Consider the following 25,213-nt stretch of genomic DNA (forward strand, 5'->3'; position numbering starts at 1 on the left):
ACGATGACACAGCTCGATTTCGGTCGCACGGTCTATCGGGTCGGAAAGCCCGAGCGCCCCGTGCTGATGCTCGACGCCCGCTCGGTGGTCGTCTGCTCGGTGCTCTGGGTTGCCACGTTCGCCCTCGCCTGTTTCGCAATGGCCACCGGTTCGGCGCAGATCACCCTCGGCGAGGTACTGCAGGTGATCGCGGGGGCGGGCGATGACTACACGAACATGGTCGTCGCCGAGTGGCGCGCCCCGCGCATTCTGCTGGCGATCCTGTTGGGCGCCTGTCTCGCGATCAGTGGCGCGATCTTTCAGAACCTCACCGGCAACCCGCTCGGTTCGCCCGACGTGATCGGCTTTCAGACCGGCTCGTTCACGGGTGCGCTGATCGTGATGCTGGTGCTGCGCGGCGGCTCGGTCGAGACGATGATCGCCGCGCTGATCGGAGGCATGGCGACCGCGCTGGTGGTGTTCTCGCTCTCGATCACGCGCGGCGCTGTGCGCGGCGTGCGCCTGATCATCGTCGGCATCGGCGTCAGCGCGATGCTGGCCTCGTTCAACGTCTGGCTCATGCTGACCGCCACCGTCGAGGACGCCCTGATGGCGGGCCTGTGGGGTGCGGGCAGCCTGGCGGGCGTCACGTGGTGGCACGTCGCGCTGGCCGGTGCGGCCGCCGCTGTGTTCCTCGTGGCGGCCGGTCTGCTCTCGCGCCCGATGCGGCTGATGCGCATCGGCGCGCCGTTCGCCACGGCGCTGGGCCAGCGGGTGCGCTCGGTTCAGGTCGCGGCGGTCATCGTGGGTGTCGCGCTCACGGCGATCGCGACGGCGACGATCGGGCCGGTGTCGTTCATCGCCCTCGCCGCGCCGCAGATCGCGCGGCGGCTCGTGCCGAGCGACGGGCTCGCCCTCGCACCCACCGCCGCCGTGGGGGCGTTCCTGCTGTTGCTGGCCGACGTCGTGGCGCAGCGCATCCACCCCCATTCCCCGCTTCCCGTCGGCATCGTCACGGTGTGCATCGGCGGGCTCTACTTCTTGTGGTTGCTGATGAGAGAAGGCAAGACCCGATGACCCGACTGCTCGTAGAAGAGGCAACCCTCAGCTACGCCGACCGCACGATCTGCACAGACGTCTCGGTCGACATCCCCGACGGCCGGTTCACCGTGATCATCGGCCCGAACGCCTGCGGCAAGTCCACGCTGCTGAAGAGCCTAACCCGCCTGCTCACGCCCACCAGCGGGCGGGTGATGCTCGACGGCCATGCCCTGCACGCCCAGCCCACCAAGCAGATCGCGCGCACGGTGGGTCTGTTGCCGCAGGGTCCCGTGGCGCCCGATGGCATCCGCGTGGTCGATCTCGTGCAGCGCGGTCGATATCCGCATCAGCGGCTGTTCTCGCCGTGGTCACCCGAGGACGAGCGGATTGTCGCCGACGCCATGGACGCCACCGGTGTGCGGCACCTGTCGGGCCGGATGGTCGACGAGCTCTCGGGTGGGCAGCGGCAGCGGGTGTGGATGGCCGTGGCCCTCGCCCAGAGCACGCCGATCCTGCTGCTCGACGAGCCGACCACCTATCTCGACCTCAGCCACCAGTTGGAGCTGCTCGAGCTGTGCCGCGACCTGAATCGGAGTCACGGTCACACGCTCGTGGCGGTGCTGCACGACCTCAATCAGGCGGCCCGCTACGCCGATCACATCATCGCGATGCACGACGGCAGCGTCGTCGCCACCGGAGCCCCCGATGAGGTGATCACCGAGAGCCTGCTCGCCGAGGTCTTCGGTCTGGATGCCCGGGTGCTCACCGACCCAGAATCCGGCAGCCCGCTCGTGGTGCCCCGGTGGCACCACTGAGCGGGACCCGCGGGGTGGTGAGGGCGATCCGACACTGTCGGATCGCCCTCACCGTCCGACGTGGAATCGTCGCGGGATAGCGCTCAGCGCACGACCGCGGGCACGTCGGCCCACAGCGCCCGCTCGGCGGCTTCCGGTGCTGCCGGAATCCGCCCCGCGCCGTCGGGCTCGGGGATGGCTGCCAGCAGCGCCTGCGTGTACGGATGCTGCGGATCGCCCCACAGCTGATCGGTCGGGCCCGACTCAAGCACGCGCCCGGAGAACATCACGAACGTGCGGTCGGCGATGCGTCGCACCACGGCGAGGTCGTGCGAGATGAACAGCATTCCCGCGCCGGCTTCCGAGACGAGGTCGCGCATGAGCGCCGCGACGCTGGTCTGCGTCGACGCGTCCAGTGCCGAGATCGGCTCGTCGGCGACGAGCAGCTGCGGACGCGCGGCGAGTGCCCGCGCAATGGCGATGCGCTGCTTCTGCCCGCCCGAGAACTGGTGCGGGAACTTCGTGGCGGATGCCGTCGGCAGGCCGACACGCTCCAGCCACTCCTCCACACGCGAGCCTTCGGCTCCGCGGGCCAATGCGGTGGCGACGCCGTCCTGGATCTGATCGCCCACGCGGCGGCGCGGGTTCAGCGACGTCGACGGGTCCTGGAAGACCATCTGGATGCCCGTCAGGCGCTTCGGACGACGGCGCATGCGCAGCGGGGTGATCTCCTCACCACGAAAGCGCGCGCTACCGCCGGCGAGGCGCTCGATGCCGACGGCCGCGCGGGCCAGGCTCGACTTGCCACTGCCGGACTCGCCGACCAGGGCGACCGTCTCACCGGCGTGCACCTGGATCGAGACGTCGTTGACGGCGACGACGGGCGGGTGGCCCGGGTAGCTCACGACGATGTTCTGCGCGTCGAGAACGACGGTGTCGGAGGTGGCCTTCGCGTCAGGCATCCTGATCGTCTCCTTCGATGCTCGATCCGGGCAAGGCGGCCAGCAGCTGTCGGGTGTACTCGTGCTGCGGCGACCGGAAGAGGGTCTCGCGGTCGGCGCGCTCGACCAGACGACCGTCCTTCATCACGGCCACCTCGTCGGCAATCGCACTCATCACGCCGAGATCGTGGGTGACCAGCAGCACCGCGATCTGCCGTTCGTCGGCGAGTTCGCGCAGCAGGGTGAGGATGCCCGCCTGCACGGTCACGTCGAGCGCGGTGGTCGGCTCGTCGGCCAGCAGCACGTCGGGGTCGCACGCGAGTGCGCAGGCGATCGCGATGCGCTGACGCTGCCCGCCCGAGAACTGGTGCGGGTAGCGCTTGAGCGCCGCCTCGGGGGCAGGCACCTGCACGCGTTCGAGCAGTTCAATCGCCCGGGCGCGAGCGGCGTCCTTCTTGAGCCCGAGGTGCACCTTCATGTGGTCGGTGAGCTGACGGCCCACCTGGATCTGCGGGTGCAGCGACGCGGACGGGTCCTGGAACACCATGGCGATGCGACGGCCGCGCACCCTGTTCAGGGCGCGCCGACGCATGCCGATCAGCTCGGTGTCGCCGAGACGGATCGAGCCGCCCGTGCGCGCGTGACGGGGCAGCAGACCGAGCACGGCCATCGCCGTGAGGGTCTTGCCCGAACCGGATTCGCCGGCCAGGCCGTGGATGCGTCCGGCTTCCAGCGTCAGCGTCAGGCCCTTGACCAGCGGCCGGCCGATGTCGACGGTGAGATCACGGATGTCGAGGATGCTCATGCGCTGCCTCCGCTCGATGCGGCCAGGTCGCTCTGCTTCTCGTGCGTGACCTCGGCGGTCGGGTCGAGCACGTCGCGCATCGCGTCGCCGATGAAGTTGAAGGCGAGCACCACGGTGAGGATCGCCAGACCCGGGAAGACACCGAGCCACCAGGCGTCGAAGTTCTGCATGGCCGCCGAGATCATCGATCCCCATTCGGCCATCGGCGGCTGCGCGCCGAGGCCCAGGAACGACAGTCCCGACAGCAGCAGGATCGCCGTGCCGATGTCGAGGGTGGCCAGCACCAGCAGGGGGCCGGCGGTGTTGGGCAGAATGTCGACGAGCAGGGTGCGCGCCGGCGAGTGGCCGAGCAGTCGCCCGGCGATGACGTAGTTCTGGCCGCGCAACGACAACACGATGCTGCGCATCACGCGGGAGTACTGCGGCCATGACACCACGACCGCGGCGATCACGGCGTTGAACAGCGACGGCCCGAGCGAGGCGGTCACGACCATCGCGAGGATCACGGTCGGGAACGCCATGAACAGGTCGGTGATGCGCATGAGGGTCTCATCGACCCAGCCGCCGAAGTATCCGGCCAAGGCGCCGATGGTGGCACCGATCACAAGGGCGGCGATCACCAGTGTCAGGGCGAGGGGGATGGTGACGGTCGCGCCGGTCATCAGACGCGAGAAGATGTCGCGGCCGTTGCCGTCGGTGCCCAGAAGCGTGTCGATGCCCGGCTCCTGCAGGCGCGGCAGCACCTGAGCGTTGGGCGGGTAGGGCACCCACCACTGGGCGGTGAAGGCGACGATCACCCAGGCAATGGCGATGACCGAGCCGATGACGCCGAGCGGCGTACGCCAGGCCCGGGGCCAGCGCAGCTTCAGACGCCGCGGCATGCGGGGTTGTTCAAGGGTGCTCACGCGATCCTCACTCTCGGATCCAGCACTCCGTAGAGCAGGTCGACGATGAAGTTGATCAACAGGTAGATGATGCCGACGACCAGACCGACGCCCATGATGCCGGGCAGATCGAGGTTGGCCGCCGAGTTGTATGCGTAGGTGCCCAGGCCCGGCCAGGCGAAGACGGACTCGACGAGAACGGTGCCCGACAGCAGCGCCCCGAAGGCGACACCGACGACGGTCAGCACCGGCAGTGCCGCGCCGCGCAGCACGTAGTCGACGATCACGCGCATCGCGGGCAGGCCCTTGGCGCGAGCGGCACGCACGTAGTCACTGGCCAGCACTTCGAGCACCGAGGTGCGGATGAAGCGGGTGAGCAGGCCGATGGTCACCAGCGAGAGCACCATCACCGGCAGCGCCAGGTGTGCCATCGCGTCGGCCCAGCCCACGGCGTCGCCGTTGAGCAGATAGTCGATGGTGTACAGCCCGGTCACGCGGGGCGGCGGGATGATCGACGGTGAGATGCGTCCCGAGCCCGGAGCGATGCCGAGGTTCAGGAAGAAGAAGTAGAAGCTGACCAGGGCCAGCCAGAACGTGGGGACGCTCAGCCCGATCAGGGTGACCACCCGCACGACCTGGTCGGTGACCAGGCCGCGCCGGTAGGCCGCCAGGGTGCCGAGCACCAGGCTGACGGCGAGGCTGAGGATGATCGCGCAGATCGCGATCTCGATGGTCGCCGGTACGGCCTTGGCCAGGTCGGCGGTGACCGGCTGCCCGGTGACCAGGGAGGTACCCAGGTCACCGCGCAGCAGGTTGCCCATGTAAATGAAGTACTGCACGAACAGGGGCTGGTCGAGACCGTGTGCCTTGATGAAGGCCTCACGTGTCTCGGGGTTCTGCGACGCCCCCTCACCCAGTGCCGCGGAGACAGGGTCTCCGGGCACCAGGTTGGTGAGGAGGAACGTCACGATCGTGACGCCGAGCAGCAGCAGCAGAGACGTGCCGCCTCGGCGCAGCAGGTACCCCGCGAGGGGAGATTTCTTACGCTGCGCCTGAGTCTGCACAGCCACTGTCGTCATCACAGGGGGTCCTGTCAGCCCGCGGGCGTGATCTCGGCGATGTCCATCTCCCACACGGAGTTGTAGACAGCACCCTCGACCTGGTCGGAGGAGGCGATGTTGCGACCGGGCACGATCATCGGAACGAACGGACCCTCGGCCTGCATGGCCTCGGCGAACTCGGTGAACGCGTTGGTGCGCAGCGCGGGGTCGGTCGCGGTGGCAGCGCCTGCGGCGAGACCGGCGATCTCGGGGTTGGCGTCAGCGGTCCAGCCCGAACGCAGGCCCACCTTCAGGCCCGGTGCGAACGGCAGGAAGTTGGCCGAGTCGGCGTAGTCGGGGCCCCAGAACCACAGTCCGAAGCCTTCCTTGCCGTTGACGTAGGCGTCGAGCTCGGTGGCGAACGGCGCGGGCGCCAGTTCGACGTTCACACCGGCATCCTTCAGCTGTGCCTGGATGCGCTCGGCGAGCGGGGTGAACTCCACGCCACCGACCGGGTAGTCGTTCGGGAACTGCAGGGTGAGGGTCTGGCCGGTGTAGCCGGCGGCCTCGAAGGCCGCGGCGGCCTTGTCGAGATCCTGCGTGATGCCCTCGTCCAGGGCGCCCTCGAATCCGGGCGGGATGACGCCGGTTGCCTGCACGGAGCCCGCACCGGCGAGTTCCAGCAGGGCCGGGTAGTCGAGTGCGTAGCGGATGCCCTCGGCGAGCTTCACGTTCGCCAGGTCGCCGTTGATGTCGGCCGACTGGTTCAGCAGCAGGAAGATCGTCTGACCCGAGGGGACCGAGTCGACCGTGATGCCCTCGCCGAGGCCGGCGACCTGGTCACCGTTGAGGTCCATCGCGACGGTCGAGTCGCCACCCTTGAGGTTGGCGAGCTGCGTGGCGCTCTCGCTGACGTTGCGAATGACGACGCGGTCGTACGCGGGCTCTTCGTCGCCGTTGTACTCCTCGTTCGCCTTCAGCACGATCTGCGAGCTGAGGTCGAGGGTGTCGAGCACGAACGGGCCGGAACCGGCCGACGCGCCGTCAAGGAACGCCTGCGCGCTGTCGGTGCCATCGGTGGCACCACCGTTCTCGATCACGACATCGGCGTTGACGATGCCCAGTGCGGGGTTGGCGAGGATGGCCGGCAGCTGCAGCAGCGGCGTCTCGGTGGTGAAGCTGATCGTCTTGGCGTCGACCTCTTCGATGGTGACCCCGCCGAGCAGGAAGTTCGGCTTGGCGTCGGTCATGCCCTGGATGCGCTGCAGCGAGAACACGACGTCCTTCGCCTCGATCGGCGATCCGTCCGAGAAGACGCGACCGTCTTCGAGCGTGAAGGTGAACTCGGTGGCGCCGTCGTTGGCCTCCCACGATGCGAGTCCGGGGACCGGGGTCGAGACGTCGGAGCCCTCGAAGTCGACCAGGGTCTCGTAGATCGCCTTGGCGACCATGTTTCCGGTCGGGTCGTAGGTGTGCCCCGGGTCGGCGGTCTCGACCGAGAACGCGGTGTCGATGACAAGCGAGCCACCGGCGGAGTTCGAGCCGCCCGTGTTGCCGCTGTTGGCGGAGTTTCCTCCCGAGCAGCCGGTGATAGCGAGGAGCGACACCGCTCCGAGGGCAATCGCCGACTTGCGCAGCGTCGACAGCATGGATACCTCCATTGGCAGGGATGTGGGGTGCGGTCGACTCGGGTGTGGACGACCGTGTTCACATTCGCATGGTGTGCGACGATCTGTCCAATGACTAGCGTCATACAGACGAAACTTGTCGAACCAACGAAGGTGGGAATGCAGAATGTCCAGCACTGATGCGGAACGGGCGCGCGATTCTGGACGAAGTGCCACTCCCTTGGATGCTGTCTCATACCGAATCCTCGAACTTCTGCGCGAGAACGGACGGATTTCGATCGCCGCTCTCGCCGAGAAGGTGGGCATCTCGCGGGCGAACGCTTATGCCCGCGTCGAGGCACTTGTCAACGACGGGGTGATCAGCGGATTCAGCGCGCGCGTCGACCCGGCCCGCGCCGGGCTGTCGATCGGAGCCATGATCTTCGTCACGGTGCATCCGCAGGCCTGGGCGTCGTTCCGCGCACAGATCGCCGAGATGCCCGACATCGAGTACTGCGCGGTGACGACCGGTGAGCACGATGCGATGCTGCTCATTCGCGCCACCGATGTCAGCGGTGTGCACGAGTTCTCGACCGGGGTGATCGCCCAGCTGCCCGAGGTGCGCACGGTGGTCAGCGTCGTGGTTCTGGACGAAGTGATCCGCCGGCCCTACCTGCTGCCGACGGATCTGCCCGAGCGAAGCCTCGAGGTTCCGCTGGGGATGACGCGGTGGACGCCGGCGAGCGCCGGCCGCAGCACACTGCCACCCCGCTGAAGAGCTGATTCCCCCGCGCCGAGGCGCGGGGGACGGGGATGTCAGGCGGCGGTCTCGACGCAGACGCTCAGCTGGGGTGCGCCGTGCATCTCGTAGTGCTCGATCAGCTTCAGCATCCCGTCGTCGTCGACCTCGATGTCGCTCTCACCGTCTCCGGTGACGACCGAGCCGTCGGCGACGAGCACGTGCACGAACGAGACCCAGATGCGGTCACCGGTGCGGGTTCCGACGAACTTGCCGATCGTAACCGTGTCACCGGTGTAGTCGCCCCAGATGACCCCGTCCTGTTCGAAGTAGCGGAAGACGCTGGGCGCCTCGGGGTTCACGGCCGAGGTGGTCGACGAGACCATCTTGAAGATGCGGCCGTCGAGCGAAGGAAGGGTCTGAGTAACAGTCACCTCTCGATTATCACCGGCCCGCGAAGGTGCCGCGTACGCGGGGTCTGGGGTCGACTGGAGAAAAGCCCGCACCGGGAGGATGCTGGGATCAGTTGCGGCGTCGGTGTGCGGCGCCGCGGACAGAGGGACTCACAGCCCCTCGGAGAGGAACAGGCATGAAGGCCATCCAGTACCGCGAGATCGGCAAGGGCCCCGAGCTCGTCGAGATCCCGACGCCCGAACCGGGTCCGGGTCAGATCCGATTGAAGGTGACCGCCGCCGGCCTGTGCCACTCGGACTGGTTCCTCATGGATCTGCCCGCTGACCAGTACATCTATCCGCTGCCGCTCACGCTCGGGCATGAAGGCGCCGGCGTCGTCGACAAGCTCGGTGATGGCGTCGAGGGCATTGAACTCGGCGGCTCGTACGCGATCTACGGACCGTGGGGCTGTGGGCAGTGCCACGCGTGCACGCAGGGCAAGGAGAACTACTGCACCCGTGCGGCAGAACTCGGTATCGCGCCTCCTGGGCTTGGTGCCCCGGGTGCGATGGCCGAGTACGTGATCGTCGATGACGCCCGCCACCTCGTGCCGCTTGGTGACCTCGACCCCGTCGAGACGGTGTCGCTGACCGATGCCGGTCTCACTCCGTACCACGCGATCATGTCGTCGGCGTCAAAGCTGCGCGCCGGCGCGACGGCCGTCGTCATCGGCGCGGGCGGCCTGGGTCACGTGGGCATCCAGGTGCTGCGCGCGGTCTCTCCCGCCACGGTCATCGCGCTCGACATCAACGATGAGAAGCTGTCGTTGGCACGCGAGGTGGGTGCTCACCACACGCTGATGTCGGACGAATCGGCGGTCGCGAAGATCCGCGAGCTCACCGGCGGAGTGGGCGCCGAGGCGGTGTTCGACTTCACGGGTATGCAGGCGACGCTCGACATCGCGCGGCAGGTCGTGGCGGTCGACGGAGACATCCAGATCGTCGGCATCGGCGGTGGGCTGCTGCCGACCGGTTTCTTCTCGACGCCGTTCGGCGCGTCGGTTCGGGCTCCGTACTGGGGCAGCCGCAGCGAGCTGGTCGACGTGCTCGACCTCGCCCGCACGGGCTCGGTGGGCGTGCACGTCGAGCGCTACACCCTCGACTCTGCCGTCGAGGCGTACGGCAAGCTGCACAGCGGCAACGTGCGCGGCCGCGCGGTCGTCGTTCCCTGATACCGGTCGGATGCCCCGGGCTCGCGGCCGTCGTGCCGCGGGCCCGGGTGCGTCCTGGCGAGAACGCGGCCGCGCGCACCGCTCACACCACGGTGCCCCGCGGCACGATCCAGCGGTGCGCGAACTCGACGGTGTCCCACCCGGGTACCGTGGGTGCCATGGAATGGATCGCCGATGTCTCGCAGGGCGACTGGCTGCGCCCGCTACTCGATGAGGGCTACGGCACCATGCACGGGGTTGTGCCGCGCGGCTACGCCGCCTACGCGCGCGTCTTCCACCCCGCCGTCGTGCGGTCGCTGCCCGGTCGTGCGGTTCCCACGCAAGCGGAGTACGAGCGGATGCCCGATGCCGAGGCTCAGGCACTGATCGACCAGTACGTCGACCGGCCGGCCACGTGGGCCGATGCCGCCGAGGCTTTCGGCACCGTCATGCACCCGCTCGCGCAGTGGCGCAGCGTGGTGCGCACGCCGCCCGAGGGAGATTGGAGCACGCGCGTCGCACCGGACGGACGTGAGTTCTCCGCACCGTACGAGGGCGAGATGGAGCCGGCGCAGCTCGCCCGGATCGCCGCGCACCTCGCCACGCACACCGAGACGCCGGATGCCGGTGTCGCCGCCGTCTGGGCGGGATACGGCGGGCTTCTCGGCTTCTACGGCGAAGCGCCGTCACGTGCCTTCCTGTCGTTCTCGTCCGAGGACGACACCTCCGGCACCCCCGACGCGCAGGCGCTCGCGCACCAGAAGATGCTGGCGCGCAGCATCCGCGATCCCTTCAACAACGTGTTCCGCAAGCCGACCTGGCAGCCGGGCATTCTCTCGGACGAGATCTCGAAGGGCCCGCAGCTCGAGCTGCCCGACCGGGAGTACGTGCTGTTCTCGGCGCCGCCGGCGGCGTTCGTCGACCCGGCGTGGATCCTCGACGCGACCTGGCGCGACCGGCCCGGCGAAGAGCACGGGTTCGCGCCATCGGCGCAGCATCCGAACATCCTGTGGCCCACCGATCGCGCCTGGGTGATGGTCAGCGAGATCGACTTCGACTCGACGATCGTGGCCGGTTCGGCCGAGCTGATCGCGGCGCTGTGCGCCGATCCGCTGCTCGAGGCCGCCCCGATCCCGGTCAACGCCGACCTGAGCTGGCAGGCCGATCTCATCAACCGGTGACGACGACGCCTACGCCGATGCCGCCAAGCCGAAGTGCTCCAGTTCGGGCTCTGTCAGCATCCGCGATCGGATCAGGAAGCGCTTGCCGGTCGGTCCTTCCACACTGAACCCGGCACCGCGCCCCTCGACGGCGTCGATGGTGAGGTGCGTGTACTTCCAGTACTCGAACTGCGACTCCGACATGTAGACCTCGATGGGGTCGAGCCCGTCGATGTCGAGGGTGCCGAGCAGCACGTCGCTCGGACCGGTCACGAACATGCCGATCGGGTAGCACATGGGCGACGACCCGTCGCAGCATCCACCCGACTGATGGAACATCAGCGGGCCGTGCTGCGCCGTCAGCTGCCGCAGCAGGGCCGCCGCGTCGTCAGACACGGCGACCCTGCTCATCTGATCGGGCATCAGAAGAATCCCATCGGACCTTCGGCGTACGACACCAGCAGGTTCTTCGTCTGCTGGTAGTGGTCGAGCATCATCTTGTGGTTCTCGCGGCCGATGCCCGACTGCTTGTACCCGCCGAACGCGGCGTGCGCCGGGTACTGGTGGTACGTGTTGGTCCACACACGGCCCGCCTCGATGGCCCGGCCCGCGCGGTAGGCGGTGTCACCGCTGCGGCTCCAGACGCCGGCACCCAGACCGTACAGGGTGTCGTTGGCGATCGAGATCGCGTCGTTGTAGTCCTTGAAGCTGGTCACCGACAGCACCGGGCCGAAGATCTCCTCCTGGAAGATGCGCATGTCGTTGGTGCCCTCGAAGACCGTCGGGGCGACGTAGTAGCCCTCGCTCAGGTCGCCACCGAGGTCGACCCGCTCGCCACCGGTGAGCAGACGTGCACCACCCTGCTTGCCGATGTCGATGTAGCTGAGGATCTTCTCGAGCTGGTCGTTCGAGGCCTGAGCACCGATCATGGTGTTCTTGTCGAGCGGGTTGCCCTGAATGACCTTGCCGACGCGCTCGAGGCCGTCCGAGATGAAGCCGTCGTAGATCGACGCCTGGATGAGCGCACGCGACGGGCACGTGCAGACCTCGCCCTGGTTGAGGGCGAACATCGTAAAGCCCTCGAGCGCCTTCTGGTAGTACGGGTCGCTGGTCGAGCTGGCCACGTCTTCGAAGAACACGTTGGGCGACTTGCCCCCGAGCTCGAGCGTGACCGGGATGAGGTTCTGCGAGGCGTACTGCATGATCAGGCGGCCCGTGGTGGTCTCACCGGTGAAGGCGACCTTGCGGATGCGCTTGTGCTGGGCGAGCGGGGCGCCGGCCTCGATGCCGAAGCCGTTGACGATGTTGACGACGCCAGCCGGCAGCAGGTCACCGATGATCTCGAACAGGAAGAGGATGGATGCCGGGGTCTGCTCGGCAGGCTTGATGACGATGCAGTTGCCGGCGGCAAGTGCGGGAGCGAGCTTCCACACGGCCATCAGGATCGGGAAGTTCCACGGGATGATCTGGCCGACGACGCCGAGCGGCTCGTGGAAGTGGTACGCGACGGTGTTCTCGTCGAGCTGGCTGATGCCGCCCTCCTGCGCGCGAAGCACGCCGGCGAAGTACCGGAAGTGGTCGATCGCGAGGGGGATGTCGGCGGCGAGCGTCTCGCGCACGGGCTTGCCGTTCTCCCAGGTCTCGGCGACGGCGATCTTCTCGAGGTGCTGCTCCATGCGGTCGGCGATCTTGTTGAGCACCACAGCGCGCTGGGCGGGGCTGGTCTTGCCCCAGCTCGCGAATGCCTGCCAGGCCACGTCGACCGCACGGTCGACGTCTTCGGCGGTTCCGCGGGCGACCTCGGTGAACGGCTTGCCGTTGACGGGGCTGATGTTCTCGAAGTACTGCCCCTTGAGCGGCTCGACGAACTCTCCGCCGATGTAGTGCCCGTAGCGGGCGCGATAGTTCGCGATGGCCCCGGCCTGCCCGGGTGCGGCATAGGTCGACGAGGTCTCTTCGACGATGGTCATGGTGTCTCCTTCGACAAGGCGGCGTCAGCGCCGCGGGTCCCTGTGCGAAGAAACCTACGCCCGGCCACGTTGCACGCCGATGCGCTACGTTGCATCGGGTTGCATACGTCGGATGCCCGCTTCGGGCGCGCTACGCCTGGTCGAGCTTCTCGATGCGGGCGACCAGCCCGGGACGGCGCGGCGACCTCGCCGGCAGCATCTCCAGGCACAGGCGCAGCACGGCGGCATCCGATGCGCCTTCGGGGATCTCGGCGTACGCGAGCAGCACCTCGACGCTGGCCTCGGTGAGCATCGTCTCGCGCAGCACGCCCCGCAGGCTCTCGCGCAGTTCGATCACTCCCGGCGCCTCGGAGTCGGGCAGCACCGGGCCGCGGTAGGCCGACAGCGCTACCCGGTGGGCGCCACGATCGAGCAGTGAGAGAACGTTCTGCGCATCGGTGTCGAGCGCGATCGGCAGGCGGTACGGGCGCGACTGCGGCACGAGCTGGGGCGAGATGCGTTCGAGCACCTTGCGCAGGCGCACCATCTCGGGGCGCAGGGTGTCGGCGGTCGACCCCTCGCCGTAGACGAGCTCGGCGAGCCTGTCGGCCGACAGTCCCTGCCGGTGAGTGGCGAGCATGAGCAGGATCTCGGCGTGGCGCGCGCTGAGGTCGATGACGATCTCGGTGTCGGCGCCGCTCACGTCGAGGCGCGCCCGGTCACGGCCCAGCACGTGCAGTTGTACGCGCTGCGGCGTCTCGCGCACGGTGCGGCGAGGGCGCACGGATGCCGGCTTCTTGCCTCGGGAGTCGCCTCCCTGAGCCCGCGCCCGCAGGCGCGACACCATCAGCTCAGACTCCACTGCCCGAGCGGTGGCATCCACCAGCATCCGTGCCTGCGGGGTGACCGCCTCGTCTCCGCCGGTGACGTCGATGACCCCGAGCACGCGACGCGTCTCGGGGTCGAACACGGGCGCAGCGGTGCACGACCACGGCTGCACGAGCCGGTTGTAGTGCTCGGCCTGTCGGATCTGCACGGATTCTCCGAGCGTCAGCGCGGTGCCGGGGGCCGAGGTACCCACGGCCGCCTCTGACCAGTTCGCCCCTTCGACGAAACCCATCTCGCCCGACAGCATCCGCTGCTGAAGATCGCCCTCGACCCACAGCAGCCGTCCGGCGTGGTCGCCGACGGCGACCACCACGCCCGAATCGTCGGGGGCGCCGGGTAGCAGCAGGGTGCGGATCAGTTCGATCGCGCCGGCGAGCGGATGCCCGGTGCGGTACGTTTCGAGCGCCTCGGGCGTGAACTCCAGCGGCGGCAAACCTTCGGCACCCACGCGGTCCTGCCAGGCGCGCTGCCATGAGGCCCGCACGAACGGGCGTACCTGTTCGAGACGGCGGTCGTCGAGATTGCCGGCGACGAGCTCTTCATGGGCTCGCTCGATGATCAACCGGGAGGTCTCCGGCGGGTTCTCACGCGATGACGACCAAGGTGAGGGCACTGAACTCCGATCAACGCTGACGGTGTGCTCAAGTGTAGGTCGGAAAGCGGTGTCGCGGCCGGTGAATGCGCCGTGAGCGGATCAGTCGCGCGCGGCCCACCAGTCGCGCAGGCGCTGCTCGGCGACATCGGCGCCGAGAGGGCCCTCATCGAGGCGGATGTCCATCAGGAACCGGTACGCCTCGCCGACCTCGCGGCCCGGCTTGATGCCGAGGATCTGCTGGATCTGGTTTCCGTCGAGGTCGGGGCGGATGCTGTCGAGCTCCTCCTGCTCGCGGAGTTCGACGATGCGCCGCTCGATGTCGTCGTAGGCCGAAGCGAGCCGGGCCGCCTTGCGACGGTTGCGGGTCGTGACATCCGCGCGCACCAGGATGTGCAGGCGCTCGACGAGGTCACCCGCGTCGCGCACGTACCGGCGCACGGCGCTGTCGGTCCAGGCCCCTTCGGCGTAGCCGAAGAAGCGCAGGTGCAGCTCGACGAGCTTCGCGACAGCATCCGTCGTGTCGCCGTCGAAGCGCAGCGCCTGCAGACGCTTGCGCGCCATGCGCGCGCCGACCACATCGTGGTGGTGGAAGGTGACTCCCCCACCGGGCTCGAGCTTGCGCGTGCGGGGCTTGCCGATGTCGTGCAGCAGCGCCGCCAGGCGCAGCGGCACGTCGGGAGCGGCGTCGGGGTTTCGGCTCTTCTCGAGCGCGATCGCCTGCCGCACCACGGTCAGCGAGTGCTCGTAGACGTCTTTGTGATGGTGGTGCTCATCGACCTCGAGGCGCAGCGCGCTGACCTCGGGCAGGAACTGCTCGATCAGGCCGGTGTCGACGAGAACGCGGATGCCGCGCACGGGGTCGTCGGTCTGCATGAGCCGCACGATCTCGCCCTGGATCCGCTCCGGGCTGACGATGCTCAGCGTGCCGCGCAGACGCTCGATGGCGGCGAAAGTGGCCTCGTCGAGGGCGAAGTCGAGCTGCGCGCTGAAGCGCGCCGCGCGCAGCATCCGCAACGGATCGTCACCGAAGCTCACGTCGGGATCGATCGGAGTGCGCAGGATGCCGGCGATCAGGTCTTCGACACCGCCGGTCGGGTCGACCAGTCGCGGTCCCGGTGCGACCTCGGTGCCCTCAGCGGGCGGGGTGACCTGCAGGGCCATCGCGTTGACGGTGAAGTCGCGACGCTGCAGGTCGCCGTCGATGCTGTCACCGAACTCGACGACCGGCTTGCGGGTGGTGCCGTCGTAGCTGTCGGCGCGGTACGTGGTGATCTCGACCTGCTCGGCGGGACGGCCGGGGTTCTGCACGCGCGCACCGATGGTGCCGAAGGCGCGGCCGATGTCCCACTGGGTGGTCGAGATGGGCGTGACGATCCGCAGGATCTCATCGGGCTGCGCGTTGGTCGTGAAATCGAGGTCGTTGGTCGCCCGGCCCAGCAGGGCGTCGCGCACCGGACCACCGACGACGGAGAGCTCGTAGCCCGCTTCGGCGAACGCCGTCGACAGGGTGGCGACGACGGGATGCGCGGCAAGCGCGCCGAGTCGGGACAGTCCCTCGGCCATATTGAGCATGGGTTCCAGATTACCGGCTGGTGTCGTCAGGCCCCGGCGGGCGGCTGAGGGCGCCCCAGCATTCCGCGCAACAACAGGCCCGGTGCGGCGGCGTGATCCAGAGCGGTTGGCGGTGCCTGCGGCTCTCCCGCGCCGAGCGCCCACTCGTCCAGGCCGCGCAGCATGCCGAAGGTCGCCGCGGCAAGGGCGTCGACGGGCACGTCTTCACGAACGGCTCCGGTGCGCACGCCCACCCGCAGCACCTCGGCGACCCAGGCATGCACGGCGTCGAGCAGAGCGGTGCGCGCATCGACGGCCCCGGCCGCAGGCAGGTAGAAGATGCGCCCGAGCAGTCCGAGCGCGGGATCGGCCGCGGCCAGCTCGCCGAGATCGGTGAGCACGGCGTCGAGGCGGGGCCAGAAGTCGGCACCGGAGAACAGTTCGGGCGCCGGTGGAATCCAGTGCGCGCGCACGTCGTCGATCAGGGTCTCGACGACGGCGTCGAGCAGCTCTGCCTTCGAGCCGACCGCGTGGTAGAAGGAGCTCTTGCTGATGCCGGCCGCCTGGATGATCCGGTTCAGCGACGCCCCCTCGTAGCCGACCGAGGCGAACTCGGCGACTGTCGCCTCGATGAGGCGGTCGCGGTGGTGTCCGGTGAGCGTTGCCATGCGGTCAGCCTACTGGACCAGTCAGTCCAGAGAGCGTACAGTGAACACTGGACCAGGTGGTCCAGAGGAGGAACATGCTCACCGATACCCCGCTCGACACCCAGATCACAGCCCAACGGAACGATCGCCTGAGAGTGCTCATCGTGGGCGCCGGCGTCGCCGGCATCACGCTCGCGCAGCTGCTGCGCCGGGATGGGCTGCACCCGGTGCTCGTCGATCGGATGCCCGAGATGAACCACCCCGGCTACATGCTCGCCCTCATGCCGACGGTCGATCAGGCCTTCGTCGACCTCGGCGTGCACGACCACTATCTCGCCGCGGGCACCCCCATGGAGCGCTACGCGTTCCGTTCCCACCGCGGCACGATGTTGCGCTCCGATTCGATGAGCGACCTGCTGCGCGTCTACGGCTCCTACAACGGGATCTCACGGGGAGCCCTGATCGACGTGCTCACCGAGAGCGGATGCCCGGTGACGTTCGGCACCACCGTGCAGCAGGTGATCGATCGCACGGCCCGTTTCGTCGACCGCGACGGGACTTCCACCGGTGAGGCGGAGTTCGATCTGATCGTGGGTGCCGATGGCATCCGCTCGCACATGCGGTCTGTGCTGGATTCACCCGCGCCGCAGGTGGTCAAGACGGGCTGGTCGGGCTGGGTCGGGTGGGCGGAGGATCTCAGCGACCCAACGCTCGGTGAAGAGATCTGGGGCAATGGGTTCTTCCTCGGCGCCTACCCCGTGAATGGTCGGCTGGGCGTGTTCCTCGGCGGCCCGGACGCCGATCTCTCCGACGGACCTGCCGCGTTCGCCGCCTCCATCCGGCGCCGGGTCGATGCCCTCGGGCCCCGCCTGGAGGCATCGTTGCGAGCGATCGAGGCGGCTCCGGATCCGTATCTGTGGCGGCTCGACGACGCCCGCGCCCCGCGATGGGTGTTGCCCGACGGGGTACTGCTAGGAGATGCGGCCGCGGGCTTCCTGCCCACAGCCGGGATCGGCGCCGGGATGGCGATCGAGGCGGCTTGGATGCTGGGCAGGATGCTCGCGCACGCCGACCGCGAGTCGCTGCCGACACTGCTCGAAGCATGGGAGCGGGTGGAGCGTCCGCGCGTCGAGGCGGCGCAGTCGAATTCTCGGATGCTCGCGCGGCTCATGTTCCGGCGCGGACGGGTACTCGCCTGGCTGCGTGAGACCACGCTTCGCCGACTGAGCGTGCGGGCCGTGCTGGGACCGATCGTCAAGCTCGTCGCCGGACGGCCCGATCCCGAGGCCGTCGCCCGCCAGGCGTTGCGCGGAATACGGTCATAGCGGCCGGCACACGTCCCTCCCCGCGACGGCGCTTCCGGGGTGCGGCGCATCGCCGACACCCCGTGTTGCCGTCGAGACCCCGTCATGCAGACGCATCTACGACGGGGTCTCGGCGCTTACTGGGGGTGTCGGCGAGGATCGCCGTCACGCGATGACGTCTCCCTGCACGGGCCCCTCCGTGTTGGGCTTCCACCCCAGCGCCGGCGCGACGTGCGTTGCGAACGCCTCCAGCACGTGCAGGTTGTACTCCGGGCCGAGCTGGTTGGGGATCGTCAGCATCAGGGTGTCAGCCGCCATCACGGCCTCGTCGGCCTTGAGCTGCTCGATGAGAACGTCGGGCTCGGCCGCGTAGGTCTTGCCGAAGGTCGATCGCAAGCCGTCGATCACGCCGACCTGGTCGCCGTTCTCGGCACTGCGCAGGCCGAAGTAGGCGCGGTCGCGGTCGTCGATCAGAGGGAACACGCTGCGGCTGACCGACACCCGGGGCGCACCGGTGTGGCCGGCCTCGCGGTAGGCGGCACGGAACAGATCGATCTGCTCGCGCTGCAACTCGTGGAACGGCTGCCCGGTGGCCTCGGTGACCAGCGTCGAGCTCATCATGTTCAGCCCCATGCGGCCGGTCGTCTCGGCGGTGGCGCGTGACCCCGACCCCCACCAGATGTGGTCGCGCAGGGTCGGCGACTGCGGCTCGATCGCCAGGTAGTGCCCGGCCCCGACGGTGCGCGGGTCACCGGGTGCGATCCGCTCGCCCTCGATCGCCCGCAAGAACTGATCGAACTTCTCACGGGCCAGCACGCTGCCGCGCTCGGTGTCTTCAGCATCCACGTAGCCGAACGACTCGTAGCCGCGCAGCGCCGTCTCGGGTGACCCGCGGCTGATGCCCAGCGCAATCCGCCCGTCCGCGATGAGGTCGAGCGCGGCGGCTTCCTCGGCGAGCTGCAGCGGGTTCTCGTAGCGCATGTCGATCACCCCTGTGCCCACCTCAATGCGCTGGGTGCGTGCGGCCATCGCCGTCAGCAGAGGCATGGGCGACGCCGCCTGCCGTGCCCAATGGTGCACGCGCACATAGGCGCCGTTGACACCGATCTCGTCCGCGCCCTGCGCGATCTCGATGGTCTGCCGAAGCATGTCGCCTGCGGTGCGCGTGGCCGAGCCCGGCACTGCACCGTAGTGCCCGAACGAGAGAAATCCGAACGCCTTCATGATTCATGCGAACGCATGATCATCGGATGCTATTCCGCCGGCAGCAGCAGACCGTCGAGCACCAGCTCGCGAAGGCGCGGCTCGAGATCGGCCCACAGGTCGGCCAAGGGCACCTCGAACAGGTCGGCGAGGGCCGCGACGATCTGCCCGACGGTGAGTTCGCCGTCACACGCGCCGACGAGCCCCGCGAGCGCCGGATCGACCCGCACCGTGCGACCGAAGCCGCCACCCTGCCTCAGTTCGATCACGCTCGGGTCATCCTCGCCGGGCATGAAGTGCCGTGCCTCGGTGACATCGGGGGCGACGAGCAGTCGCTCGGGAACACCGTGCGCCAGGGCGTCATGCGCCTGAAGACCCCGGCCGAGCGCCCGACCGAGATCGGTGACCGGCTGCGCCGCTGTCTCGAACCGACGCAGCACCGCCGCCCCCGCCGACGGGCGGCGAAGCACGATGTATCCGAACCCGACGGCGGTCACGCCGCGGTGGTCGAAGTCGTCCAGCCACGCGGTGAGCAGGCGGGTGAACTCGTCGTCGCGCGGCAGCGTGCCGCCGTCACGGATCCACAGTTCGGCGTAGCCGAGGGGACTCAGCTCTTCGCGCTGGATCACCCAGGCATCCAGATCATCGTCGACCCACGAACGCACCCGGTCCAGGCCTGTCACGTCAGCGGAGGACTCCCAGTTGCCCAGCAGCTGCGCCACGCCACCGGGAGAGAGATGCGTCGGCACCTCGCGCAGAAAGCGCTCGACCAGGGCGTCGCCGATGAGTCCGCCATCGCGGTACTCATAGGAGGGAACACCCGCGACGCGCGGCGTGATCACGAACGGCGGATTCGAGACGATCAGATCGAACGACTCGCCCGCGACGGGCTCGAACAGGCTCCCCAGCCGGAACTCGATGTTGCGCACACCATTGAGGTGCGCGTTGAGTTCGGCGTAGGCCAGTGCGCGCTCCGAGATGTCGGTGGCGACAACCGCGCCGGCATGGCGAGAGACCAGCAGAGCCTGGATGCCACACCCCGTGCCGAGATCGAGCGCGCGCTCCACAGGCGTCGGGATGACGAGTTCGGCCAGCGTCCGCGACGCCCCGCCCACGCCGAGCACGTGATCGGCGGGCAGTGCCCCTCCGAGCGCGCCCTCATCGAGATCGCTGGCGATCCACCATTCGCCCACACCGTCGGCATCCACGAACGACTGCGGGGTGATCAGCGCCAGTGGCGCGACCCGATCGTCTTCCCGCGCGGCCAGCCCCATAGCCACCAGTCCGTCGATCCCCGTGCGCGGCAGCGCGCGCTCGACGACGGGAAGCGCCTGCGGCATCCCGAGCACCCAGAACCGGCCCAGCGTTGACAGCGGATCATCCCGGTCGGCCAGTGCCCGCAGGATCGGTGCGCGTAGCCCCCGGGCGAGCGCGTCGTCGGCCTCGCTCCCCCACAAGGTTCGCAAAGCATCCGAGCGGAAGTCGGCGGCATCCAGATCGGCGGCGAGGGCCTGCGCGAGAACGAGATCAGGGCGGGGGCGGGAGTGGTCCGGCACGGGCGTCACTCTACGCGCCTTCAGGGTTTCGCACGGCTTCCCGCCTAGACTCGGGGGCGTCGTCCTCGCCGCTTCCTGGGCGTCGACGGCCCCGATCATGACCACGACGCACCCTCGCGAAGCCTCACGCCCGCGCGCGCGCCGGCTGTTGAGCCGCCTCGCCGCGGCGATCGTCGTCGGCACCCTCGCCTTCGGTGGCGCGTCCGCGGCATCCGCCGACGACGAGACGGATGCTCCCACACCGGCCGACCCCATCGTGCGACTGTCGGTCTCGACCGGATCGGGCACGCCCACCGCGCCGGGCGGCCCGTTGGTGAGCACCATCACGATCACGAATGACACCTCGTCGCCGCTCAGCGCCGGAACGGTGTCGCTGCAGGTCGGTCGGGATGCCCTCGCCGACGGCGAGGCCCTCGACCAGTGGCTGGATGACGATGCGACCAGCGGCCCTTTCCACACGCTGGCGAGCGAGGCGACCCCGGTCATCGATCGCGAGGCGTCCGGCACCGTGAACGTCGTGGTGGATGCCGTCGAGCTCGGCGATCTCGACGCCGGTGTCTACCCCGTCAGAGCTCGGCTGTCGGGGGCCTCGACGCAAGTCTCGGGCGAGGATGCCCTGCAGTGGAACCTGACCGCGAGCACCGTGCTGGTCATCGCCGATTCCACCGCGCGCAACAGCGCCGTGCTCGTCCCGATCACGGCGACTCCCGAGAACGGTTCGCTACTCACCGCCGACGAGCTCTCGGCGCTCACCACTGAGGGTGGCGCCCTCGCCGGCCAGCTCAATGCGGTCTCGGGCACGACTGCCGTGTTGGCGATCGACCCGGCGATCCCGGCCGCGATCCGGATTCTCGGAACCCGCGCCCCAGAGACTGCGACGCGCTGGCTGAGCGAGCTCGAAGCATTGCCGAACGACGTGTTCGCCCTGCAGTTCGGTGACGCGGATGCCACAGTTCAAGCTCGCGCCGGGTTGCCGGCTCCGCTCGCCACCCCCGATCTGACCTCGTTGCTGCTGGCGGATGACTTCCCGCCGGCGGCGGACGCGACGCCCACACCGAGCCCCACGCCGACGGCGGATCCCGTGGCAGCGCTGCCTGACAACGAGCAGCTCACGGCGCTCAACGGTGCCGAACAGGGCCTGCTTTGGCCGCGGTCAGACGTCACGGCGGCTGACCTGGCGGTATTCGGCGACTACTTCGGCGAGGACGTCACAACGATCCTGCCCTCGACGTCGTTCATCGGTGATCCGGCGGGCCGCGTGACCGTCGACGGTCACGACGCTCTGGTCGTCGATGCGACAGCATCCGCTCGTCTCTCTGCCGCCGTCGAGGCGACCGATCCCGCCGTTCTCGATCGGGAGCTCACCGCCGCGGCCGGGCACATGTTCTTCGCGACCGGCGGCGCGACGCCGACGATCCTCGCGCTCGACCGCTCGGAGACGCGGTCGCCCTCTGCCGTGCGTGCGGCGCTCAGCGCCTTCGCCTCGCCCGCTGTCACGCTCTCCGAGCTGCGGGCAGCGCCGCCGTCATCCGCGACGCCGACGCGGGCCGATTCCATCGACCGCGTCCCCGGGCTAAACGCGATGCTCGCCGATGAGGAGCGACTCACCGAGTTCGCCACCATTCTCACCGAGCCCGCGCAACTGCTCAGCCCCACCCGCATCCGCATCCTGCGGACGATCGGCGTCGGGTTCGATGACACCGCGTTCACCGCCGCCGTAGCCACCCAGCAGGAACGCGCGCGCACCACCCTCGATGCGGTGGGCATCCAGCAGCCCAAGCCCGTGCAGCTGTTCACGTCTGCGGCGCCCCTGCCGGTGTGGGTGCGCAACGATCTGCCGTGGGACGTGAACCTCTCGTTGTTCAGCACGCCCTCCGATCTGCGTCTCGACATCCAGCCCGTCACCGAGGTGGCCGCACAGCCGGCGGGCAGCACCCGTGTCGACATCCCCATCGAGGCCCGCGTCGCCAGCGGCGACGTGCAGGTGACCTTCCGGCTGACCAGCCCCACCGGCGTCCCGATCGGCCAGACGGCAACCGCAGACGTCACGCTGCGCGCCGACTGGGAGGGCATCGGCCTGGGCATCCTCGGCGGCGTGATCGCGCTGCTGCTCGTGCTCGGAACGATCCGTACCGTGCGCCGTCGGCGCACACAATCGGATGCTGCCGACGAAGCCGAACCCGCAACCGACGACGCAGGAGAACGATGACCAGTCTCGGCCGCGCCAGCGCCATCCTCGGAGCCGGCACCCTGATCTCACGCGTCACCGGCCTGATCCGGACCATTGTCCTCGTCGCGGCGATCGGCAGTATCGGTCAGGCCAGCGACGCGTTCGCGGTCGCGAACCAGCTGCCGAACAACGTCTTCACGATCATCCAGACCGGCATCCTCACCGCCGTGATCATCCCGCAGATCGTGCGCTCGGCCAGCCACAAGGACGGCGGCAGCGCCTACATCTCAAAGCTGTTCACGCTCGGCACCGTCGTGTTCCTCGCGGTGACCGCCCTGGCGATGGTCATCGCCCCGTGGCTGGTCGCGCTGTACGGCGAGAAGTTCAGCGCCGACCAGCTCGCCCTGGCCACTGCGTTCGCGTACTGGTGCCTGCCGCAGATCTTCTTCTACGGCTTGTACGCGCTGATCGGCGAGACCCTCAACGCCAAGCGGGTATTCGGCCCGTACACGTGGACCCCCGTCGCGAACAACATCATCTCGATCGCCGGGTTCCTGATCTTCATCGCGCTGTTCGGCGGCAACCAGAACATCGTCGATGCGTGGGATCCGACCATGATCGCCGTCCTTGGCGGCACGGCCACTCTCGGTATCGCCGTGCAGGCAGGGCTGCTGCTGTTCGCCTGGCGGCGCACCGGTCTCAGCCTGCGCCCCGACTTCCGCTGGCGCGGTGTGGGCCTGCGGCAGGTCGGCGGGCTCGCGGGCTGGACCTTCCTGATGGTCATCGCCGGTCAGATCGCGGGCCTGATCCAGACGCGGGTGGTCTCGGACGCGTCCGGCGAGCACCCGTCGACAGCGTTGATGATGGCCGCCTGGCTGGTGTTCATGCTGCCCTACTCGATCTTCGCGATCTCGATCGGCACCCCGTACTTCACCCAGATCGCTGAGCACGCCGCTGAGGGGCGCGACGACGATGTACGCAGCGACGTCGCCCAGTGCATCCGTGCCGTGTCGCTGTTCGTCGTCGGTTCGGGAGTGGCCCTGGCCGTCGCTGCCGTCCCCGCCACCCGGATCTTCACCGACAGCGCTGAGCAGGCCGTGCAGGCCGCGCCCGTGCTGGTCTGCTACCTGGTCGGGCTGCTGCCGTTGTCGGTGCTGTTCATCGTGCAGCGCGCGTTCTACGCCTACGGCGACACCCGCACACCGTTCCTGTTCACTCTCGTGCAGGTCGCACTGATCATCGGCTTCTCGTACATCGCCGCCGCGGTCGCCCCGCTCAGCCAGCTCGCCGCCGCCGTCGCCCTGGGGCAGTCGCTGGCCGGACTCGTGCAGACGATCATCGCCATCTGGATCCTGCGCAACCGCCTCGGCGGACTTCAGCTGCCGCAGACCCTGCTGTCGCTCGGCCGCTTCTTCATCGCCGCGATCCCGGCCGGCTTCGCCGGGTGGGGCCTGTACGTGCTGATGGGTGCCGGCGCGGGCTGGACCGCCGGGCAGACCGGCAACACCCTTGTCGACAAGCTCTTGGGTGCCGTCGGCACCGGCGTGGTCGGACTGGCCGCTGTCATCGTCTACGGCATCGTCCTGCTGTTGCTGCGCGCACCCGAGCTGTCGGCGGTGACGCGCCTCGCCCGCCGCTTCCTGCCCTCGCGCTGATCCGAAGCTGCTCTCCCCGTACCCAGCGGGCGGGAATGTCGCGCGGTTACGATTGGTTCTATCCAGTCGGTGCGGATATTCCAGCATCCGCGATCAAGGAGAGCACATGCGTCAGGTCATCATCATCGGCTCCGGTCCCGCTGGGTTCAGCGCGGCCATCTACGCGGCGCGCGCAAATCTGCAGCCGCTTCTGATCGCGAGCAGCGTGCAGGTCGGCGGTGAGCTGATGAACACCACCGATGTCGAGAACTTCCCCGGCTTCCCCGAGGGCATCCTCGGCCCCGACCTGATGACCAAGATGCAGGAGCAGGCCGAGAAGTTCGGCACCGAGATCGTGTACGACGACGTCGTCGAGCTCGACGTCGACGGCCCCGTCAAGAAGGTCACGCTCGGCGGTGGCGCCGTGCACGAGGCATCCACCATCATCTACGCGACAGGCTCGGCCTACCGCAAGCTCGGCATCGAGGGCGAAGAGCGCCTCTCGGGCTACGGCGTCTCATGGTGCGCGACCTGCGACGGCTTCTTCTTCCGCGAGAAGACCATCGCCGTGGTCGGCGGCGGCGACTCCGCCATGGAAGAGGCGACGTTCCTGACCCGTTTCGCGTCGAAGGTGTACGTCATCCACCGCAAGGACACCCTGCGCGCCTCGAAGATCATGCAGGAACGCGCGTTCGCGAACGACAAGATCGAGTTCATCTGGAACACCGAGGTCGCCGAAGTGCTCGGTGGCGACGCCGTCTCGGGTGTGCAGCTGCGCTCGACCGTCGACGGATCGCTGCGCGACCTCGAGCTCGACGGACTGTTCATCGCGATCGGCAACGACCCGCGCACCCACCTGGTGCACGACAAGCTGAAGCTCACCGAAGACGGCACGATCTGGGTCGACGGTCGCTCGTCGCGCACCTCGGTGCCGGGCATCTTCGCCGCCGGCGATGTCATCGACCCCACTTACCGTCAGGCGGCAACCGCCGCCGGCTCGGGTGTCGTCGCCGCCCTCGACGCCGAGCACTTCATCGCCGACCTCGAAGACGCCGCGGCAGCCACGCCGTCCGCCGCTGAGGTCCTCGCCGGCTGAGGCCGGGAACATTCCGTCCACACCCGA

22 protein-coding genes are annotated in these 25,213 nt (G+C 68.8%); 9 read left to right on the forward strand and 13 right to left on the reverse strand.

Going from position 1 to position 25,213, the window contains the following annotated elements; all coding sequences use genetic code 11:
• Positions 1-3: 3 nt before the first annotated feature.
• Together PTQ19_RS15170 and PTQ19_RS15175 are read left to right on the forward strand one after the other, a co-directional pair.
• On the forward strand, positions 4-1,056 hold the full coding sequence (locus PTQ19_RS15170) for a FecCD family ABC transporter permease (protein ID WP_206822551.1): 1,053 nt from the start codon (positions 4-6) through the stop codon (positions 1,054-1,056).
• Entirely contained in the window at positions 1,053-1,835 is a 783-nt protein-coding gene (locus PTQ19_RS15175) for an ABC transporter ATP-binding protein (RefSeq protein WP_274367948.1), read from the forward strand. Before PTQ19_RS15170 ends, PTQ19_RS15175 begins: the two co-directional genes overlap by 4 nt.
• Positions 1,836-1,918: 83 nt before the next feature.
• Here the strand turns inward: PTQ19_RS15175 and PTQ19_RS15180 are convergent, their stop codons facing one another.
• From PTQ19_RS15180 to PTQ19_RS15200, 5 genes are read right to left on the reverse strand one after another with little or no spacing between them, the layout of a single operon-like run.
• A complete protein-coding gene (locus PTQ19_RS15180; protein ID WP_206821416.1) occupies positions 1,919-2,776 on the reverse strand; it encodes an ABC transporter ATP-binding protein in 858 nt (285 codons plus the stop codon).
• Entirely contained in the window at positions 2,769-3,560 is a 792-nt protein-coding gene (locus PTQ19_RS15185; RefSeq protein WP_274367949.1) for an ABC transporter ATP-binding protein, read from the reverse strand. Before PTQ19_RS15185 ends, PTQ19_RS15180 begins: the two co-directional genes overlap by 8 nt.
• Positions 3,557-4,465 (reverse strand): ABC transporter permease, encoded by a 909-nt coding sequence (locus PTQ19_RS15190; protein WP_224818416.1) that lies wholly within the window; start codon positions 4,463-4,465, stop codon positions 3,557-3,559. Before PTQ19_RS15190 ends, PTQ19_RS15185 begins: the two co-directional genes overlap by 4 nt.
• Entirely contained in the window at positions 4,462-5,523 is a 1,062-nt protein-coding gene (locus PTQ19_RS15195; protein ID WP_179409601.1) for an ABC transporter permease, read from the reverse strand. Before PTQ19_RS15195 ends, PTQ19_RS15190 begins: the two co-directional genes overlap by 4 nt.
• Before the next feature lie 14 nt (positions 5,524-5,537).
• Positions 5,538-7,133 carry an ABC transporter substrate-binding protein gene (locus tag PTQ19_RS15200; RefSeq protein ID WP_206550900.1) on the reverse strand — a complete coding sequence of 532 codons (1,596 nt, stop codon included), beginning with the start codon at positions 7,131-7,133 and terminating at the stop codon, positions 5,538-5,540.
• Positions 7,134-7,278: 145 nt separating this feature from the next.
• On the opposite strand from PTQ19_RS15200, the gene PTQ19_RS15205 reads away from it, so the two are divergent.
• Positions 7,279-7,866, forward strand: coding sequence for an Lrp/AsnC family transcriptional regulator (locus tag PTQ19_RS15205; RefSeq protein ID WP_241263504.1), 588 nt, complete (start codon positions 7,279-7,281; stop codon positions 7,864-7,866).
• 41 nt (positions 7,867-7,907) lie between these two features.
• Here the strand turns inward: PTQ19_RS15205 and PTQ19_RS15210 are convergent, their stop codons facing one another.
• Positions 7,908-8,264, reverse strand: coding sequence for a hypothetical protein (locus PTQ19_RS15210; RefSeq protein WP_274367950.1), 357 nt, complete (start codon positions 8,262-8,264; stop codon positions 7,908-7,910).
• Between the two features lie 155 nt (positions 8,265-8,419).
• Between PTQ19_RS15210 and PTQ19_RS15215 the strand changes: the two genes are divergently transcribed.
• Together PTQ19_RS15215 and PTQ19_RS15220 are read left to right on the forward strand one after the other, a co-directional pair.
• Entirely contained in the window at positions 8,420-9,454 is a 1,035-nt protein-coding gene (locus tag PTQ19_RS15215) for an NAD(P)-dependent alcohol dehydrogenase (RefSeq protein ID WP_206550899.1), read from the forward strand.
• A 158-nt stretch (positions 9,455-9,612) separates the two neighbouring features.
• The gene (locus PTQ19_RS15220; protein WP_274367951.1) at positions 9,613-10,614 is read left to right on the forward strand and encodes a hypothetical protein; all 1,002 of its coding nucleotides are present in this window, start codon (positions 9,613-9,615) and stop codon (positions 10,612-10,614) included.
• Between the two features lie 9 nt (positions 10,615-10,623).
• On the opposite strand, the gene PTQ19_RS15225 is transcribed toward PTQ19_RS15220, so the two are convergent.
• The 5 genes from PTQ19_RS15225 to PTQ19_RS15245 form a co-directional block, all read right to left on the reverse strand.
• Positions 10,624-11,016 carry a DUF779 domain-containing protein gene (locus PTQ19_RS15225; protein ID WP_274367952.1) on the reverse strand — a complete coding sequence of 131 codons (393 nt, stop codon included), beginning with the start codon at positions 11,014-11,016 and terminating at the stop codon, positions 10,624-10,626.
• Complete coding sequence (gene exaC / locus PTQ19_RS15230; protein WP_179409594.1) at positions 11,016-12,563, reverse strand: acetaldehyde dehydrogenase ExaC; 1,548 nt, start codon at positions 12,561-12,563, stop codon at positions 11,016-11,018. Before exaC ends, PTQ19_RS15225 begins: the two co-directional genes overlap by 1 nt.
• A 130-nt stretch (positions 12,564-12,693) precedes the next feature.
• Positions 12,694-14,043, reverse strand: coding sequence for a GAF domain-containing protein (locus PTQ19_RS15235; protein WP_425313152.1), 1,350 nt, complete (start codon positions 14,041-14,043; stop codon positions 12,694-12,696).
• An 81-nt stretch (positions 14,044-14,124) separates the two neighbouring features.
• Positions 14,125-15,597, reverse strand: a complete 1,473-nt coding sequence (locus tag PTQ19_RS15240; RefSeq protein WP_274367954.1) for a CCA tRNA nucleotidyltransferase — start codon at positions 15,595-15,597, stop codon at positions 14,125-14,127.
• A 26-nt stretch (positions 15,598-15,623) separates the two neighbouring features.
• Positions 15,624-16,244, reverse strand: a complete 621-nt coding sequence (locus PTQ19_RS15245; RefSeq protein ID WP_274367955.1) for a TetR/AcrR family transcriptional regulator — start codon at positions 16,242-16,244, stop codon at positions 15,624-15,626.
• Between the two features lie 74 nt (positions 16,245-16,318).
• On the opposite strand from PTQ19_RS15245, the gene PTQ19_RS15250 reads away from it, so the two are divergent.
• Entirely contained in the window at positions 16,319-17,548 is a 1,230-nt protein-coding gene (locus tag PTQ19_RS15250) for an FAD-dependent oxidoreductase (RefSeq protein WP_274367956.1), read from the forward strand.
• Between the two features lie 144 nt (positions 17,549-17,692).
• Here PTQ19_RS15250 and PTQ19_RS15255 read toward each other — a convergent pair whose 3' ends face one another.
• Together PTQ19_RS15255 and PTQ19_RS15260 are read right to left on the reverse strand one after the other, a co-directional pair.
• Positions 17,693-18,751: an LLM class flavin-dependent oxidoreductase gene (locus PTQ19_RS15255; RefSeq protein ID WP_274367957.1), complete on the reverse strand. Its 1,059-nt coding sequence runs from the start codon at positions 18,749-18,751 to the stop codon at positions 17,693-17,695.
• Positions 18,752-18,780: 29 nt separating this feature from the next.
• Positions 18,781-20,295, reverse strand: a complete 1,515-nt coding sequence (locus PTQ19_RS15260) for a DUF7059 domain-containing protein (RefSeq protein ID WP_425313153.1) — start codon at positions 20,293-20,295, stop codon at positions 18,781-18,783.
• A gap of 88 nt (positions 20,296-20,383) precedes the next feature.
• Here PTQ19_RS15260 and PTQ19_RS15265 point away from each other — a divergent pair, with 88 nt between their 5' ends.
• The 3 genes from PTQ19_RS15265 to trxB all read left to right on the forward strand — a co-directional run bounded on the left by PTQ19_RS15265 (position 20,384) and on the right by trxB (position 25,186).
• Entirely contained in the window at positions 20,384-22,495 is a 2,112-nt protein-coding gene (locus PTQ19_RS15265) for a DUF6049 family protein (RefSeq protein ID WP_274367959.1), read from the forward strand.
• Positions 22,492-24,111, forward strand: coding sequence for a murein biosynthesis integral membrane protein MurJ (gene murJ / locus PTQ19_RS15270; RefSeq protein WP_274367960.1), 1,620 nt, complete (start codon positions 22,492-22,494; stop codon positions 24,109-24,111). The genes PTQ19_RS15265 and murJ overlap by 4 nt, the downstream gene beginning before the upstream one ends.
• A gap of 106 nt (positions 24,112-24,217) precedes the next feature.
• Positions 24,218-25,186, forward strand: a complete 969-nt coding sequence (trxB, locus tag PTQ19_RS15275) for a thioredoxin-disulfide reductase (protein WP_274367961.1) — start codon at positions 24,218-24,220, stop codon at positions 25,184-25,186.
• The last annotated feature ends 27 nt before the right edge of the window (positions 25,187-25,213 follow it).

Origin of the sequence: Microbacterium esteraromaticum, assembly GCF_028747645.1 — a bacterium.
GTDB lineage: Bacteria > Actinomycetota > Actinomycetes > Actinomycetales > Microbacteriaceae > Microbacterium > Microbacterium esteraromaticum_C.

Coding starts and splice junctions, on each gene's coding strand:
- PTQ19_RS15170 (WP_206822551.1), top strand. CDS start 4: ATGACACAGCTCGATTTCGGTCGCACGGTCTATCGGGTCGGAAAGCCC.
- PTQ19_RS15175 (WP_274367948.1), top strand. CDS start 1,053: ATGACCCGACTGCTCGTAGAAGAGGCAACCCTCAGCTACGCCGACCGC.
- PTQ19_RS15180 (WP_206821416.1), bottom strand. CDS start 2,776: ATGCCTGACGCGAAGGCCACCTCCGACACCGTCGTTCTCGACGCGCAG.
- PTQ19_RS15185 (WP_274367949.1), bottom strand. CDS start 3,560: ATGAGCATCCTCGACATCCGTGATCTCACCGTCGACATCGGCCGGCCG.
- PTQ19_RS15195 (WP_179409601.1), bottom strand. CDS start 5,523: ATGACGACAGTGGCTGTGCAGACTCAGGCGCAGCGTAAGAAATCTCCC.
- PTQ19_RS15200 (WP_206550900.1), bottom strand. CDS start 7,133: ATGCTGTCGACGCTGCGCAAGTCGGCGATTGCCCTCGGAGCGGTGTCG.
- PTQ19_RS15205 (WP_241263504.1), top strand. CDS start 7,279: ATGTCCAGCACTGATGCGGAACGGGCGCGCGATTCTGGACGAAGTGCC.
- PTQ19_RS15215 (WP_206550899.1), top strand. CDS start 8,420: ATGAAGGCCATCCAGTACCGCGAGATCGGCAAGGGCCCCGAGCTCGTC.
- PTQ19_RS15220 (WP_274367951.1), top strand. CDS start 9,613: ATGGAATGGATCGCCGATGTCTCGCAGGGCGACTGGCTGCGCCCGCTA.
- PTQ19_RS15225 (WP_274367952.1), bottom strand. CDS start 11,016: ATGCCCGATCAGATGAGCAGGGTCGCCGTGTCTGACGACGCGGCGGCC.
- exaC (WP_179409594.1), bottom strand. CDS start 12,563: ATGACCATCGTCGAAGAGACCTCGTCGACCTATGCCGCACCCGGGCAG.
- PTQ19_RS15240 (WP_274367954.1), bottom strand. CDS start 15,597: ATGCTCAATATGGCCGAGGGACTGTCCCGACTCGGCGCGCTTGCCGCG.
- PTQ19_RS15245 (WP_274367955.1), bottom strand. CDS start 16,244: ATGGCAACGCTCACCGGACACCACCGCGACCGCCTCATCGAGGCGACA.
- PTQ19_RS15250 (WP_274367956.1), top strand. CDS start 16,319: ATGCTCACCGATACCCCGCTCGACACCCAGATCACAGCCCAACGGAAC.
- PTQ19_RS15255 (WP_274367957.1), bottom strand. CDS start 18,751: ATGAAGGCGTTCGGATTTCTCTCGTTCGGGCACTACGGTGCAGTGCCG.
- PTQ19_RS15265 (WP_274367959.1), top strand. CDS start 20,384: ATGACCACGACGCACCCTCGCGAAGCCTCACGCCCGCGCGCGCGCCGG.
- murJ (WP_274367960.1), top strand. CDS start 22,492: ATGACCAGTCTCGGCCGCGCCAGCGCCATCCTCGGAGCCGGCACCCTG.
- trxB (WP_274367961.1), top strand. CDS start 24,218: ATGCGTCAGGTCATCATCATCGGCTCCGGTCCCGCTGGGTTCAGCGCG.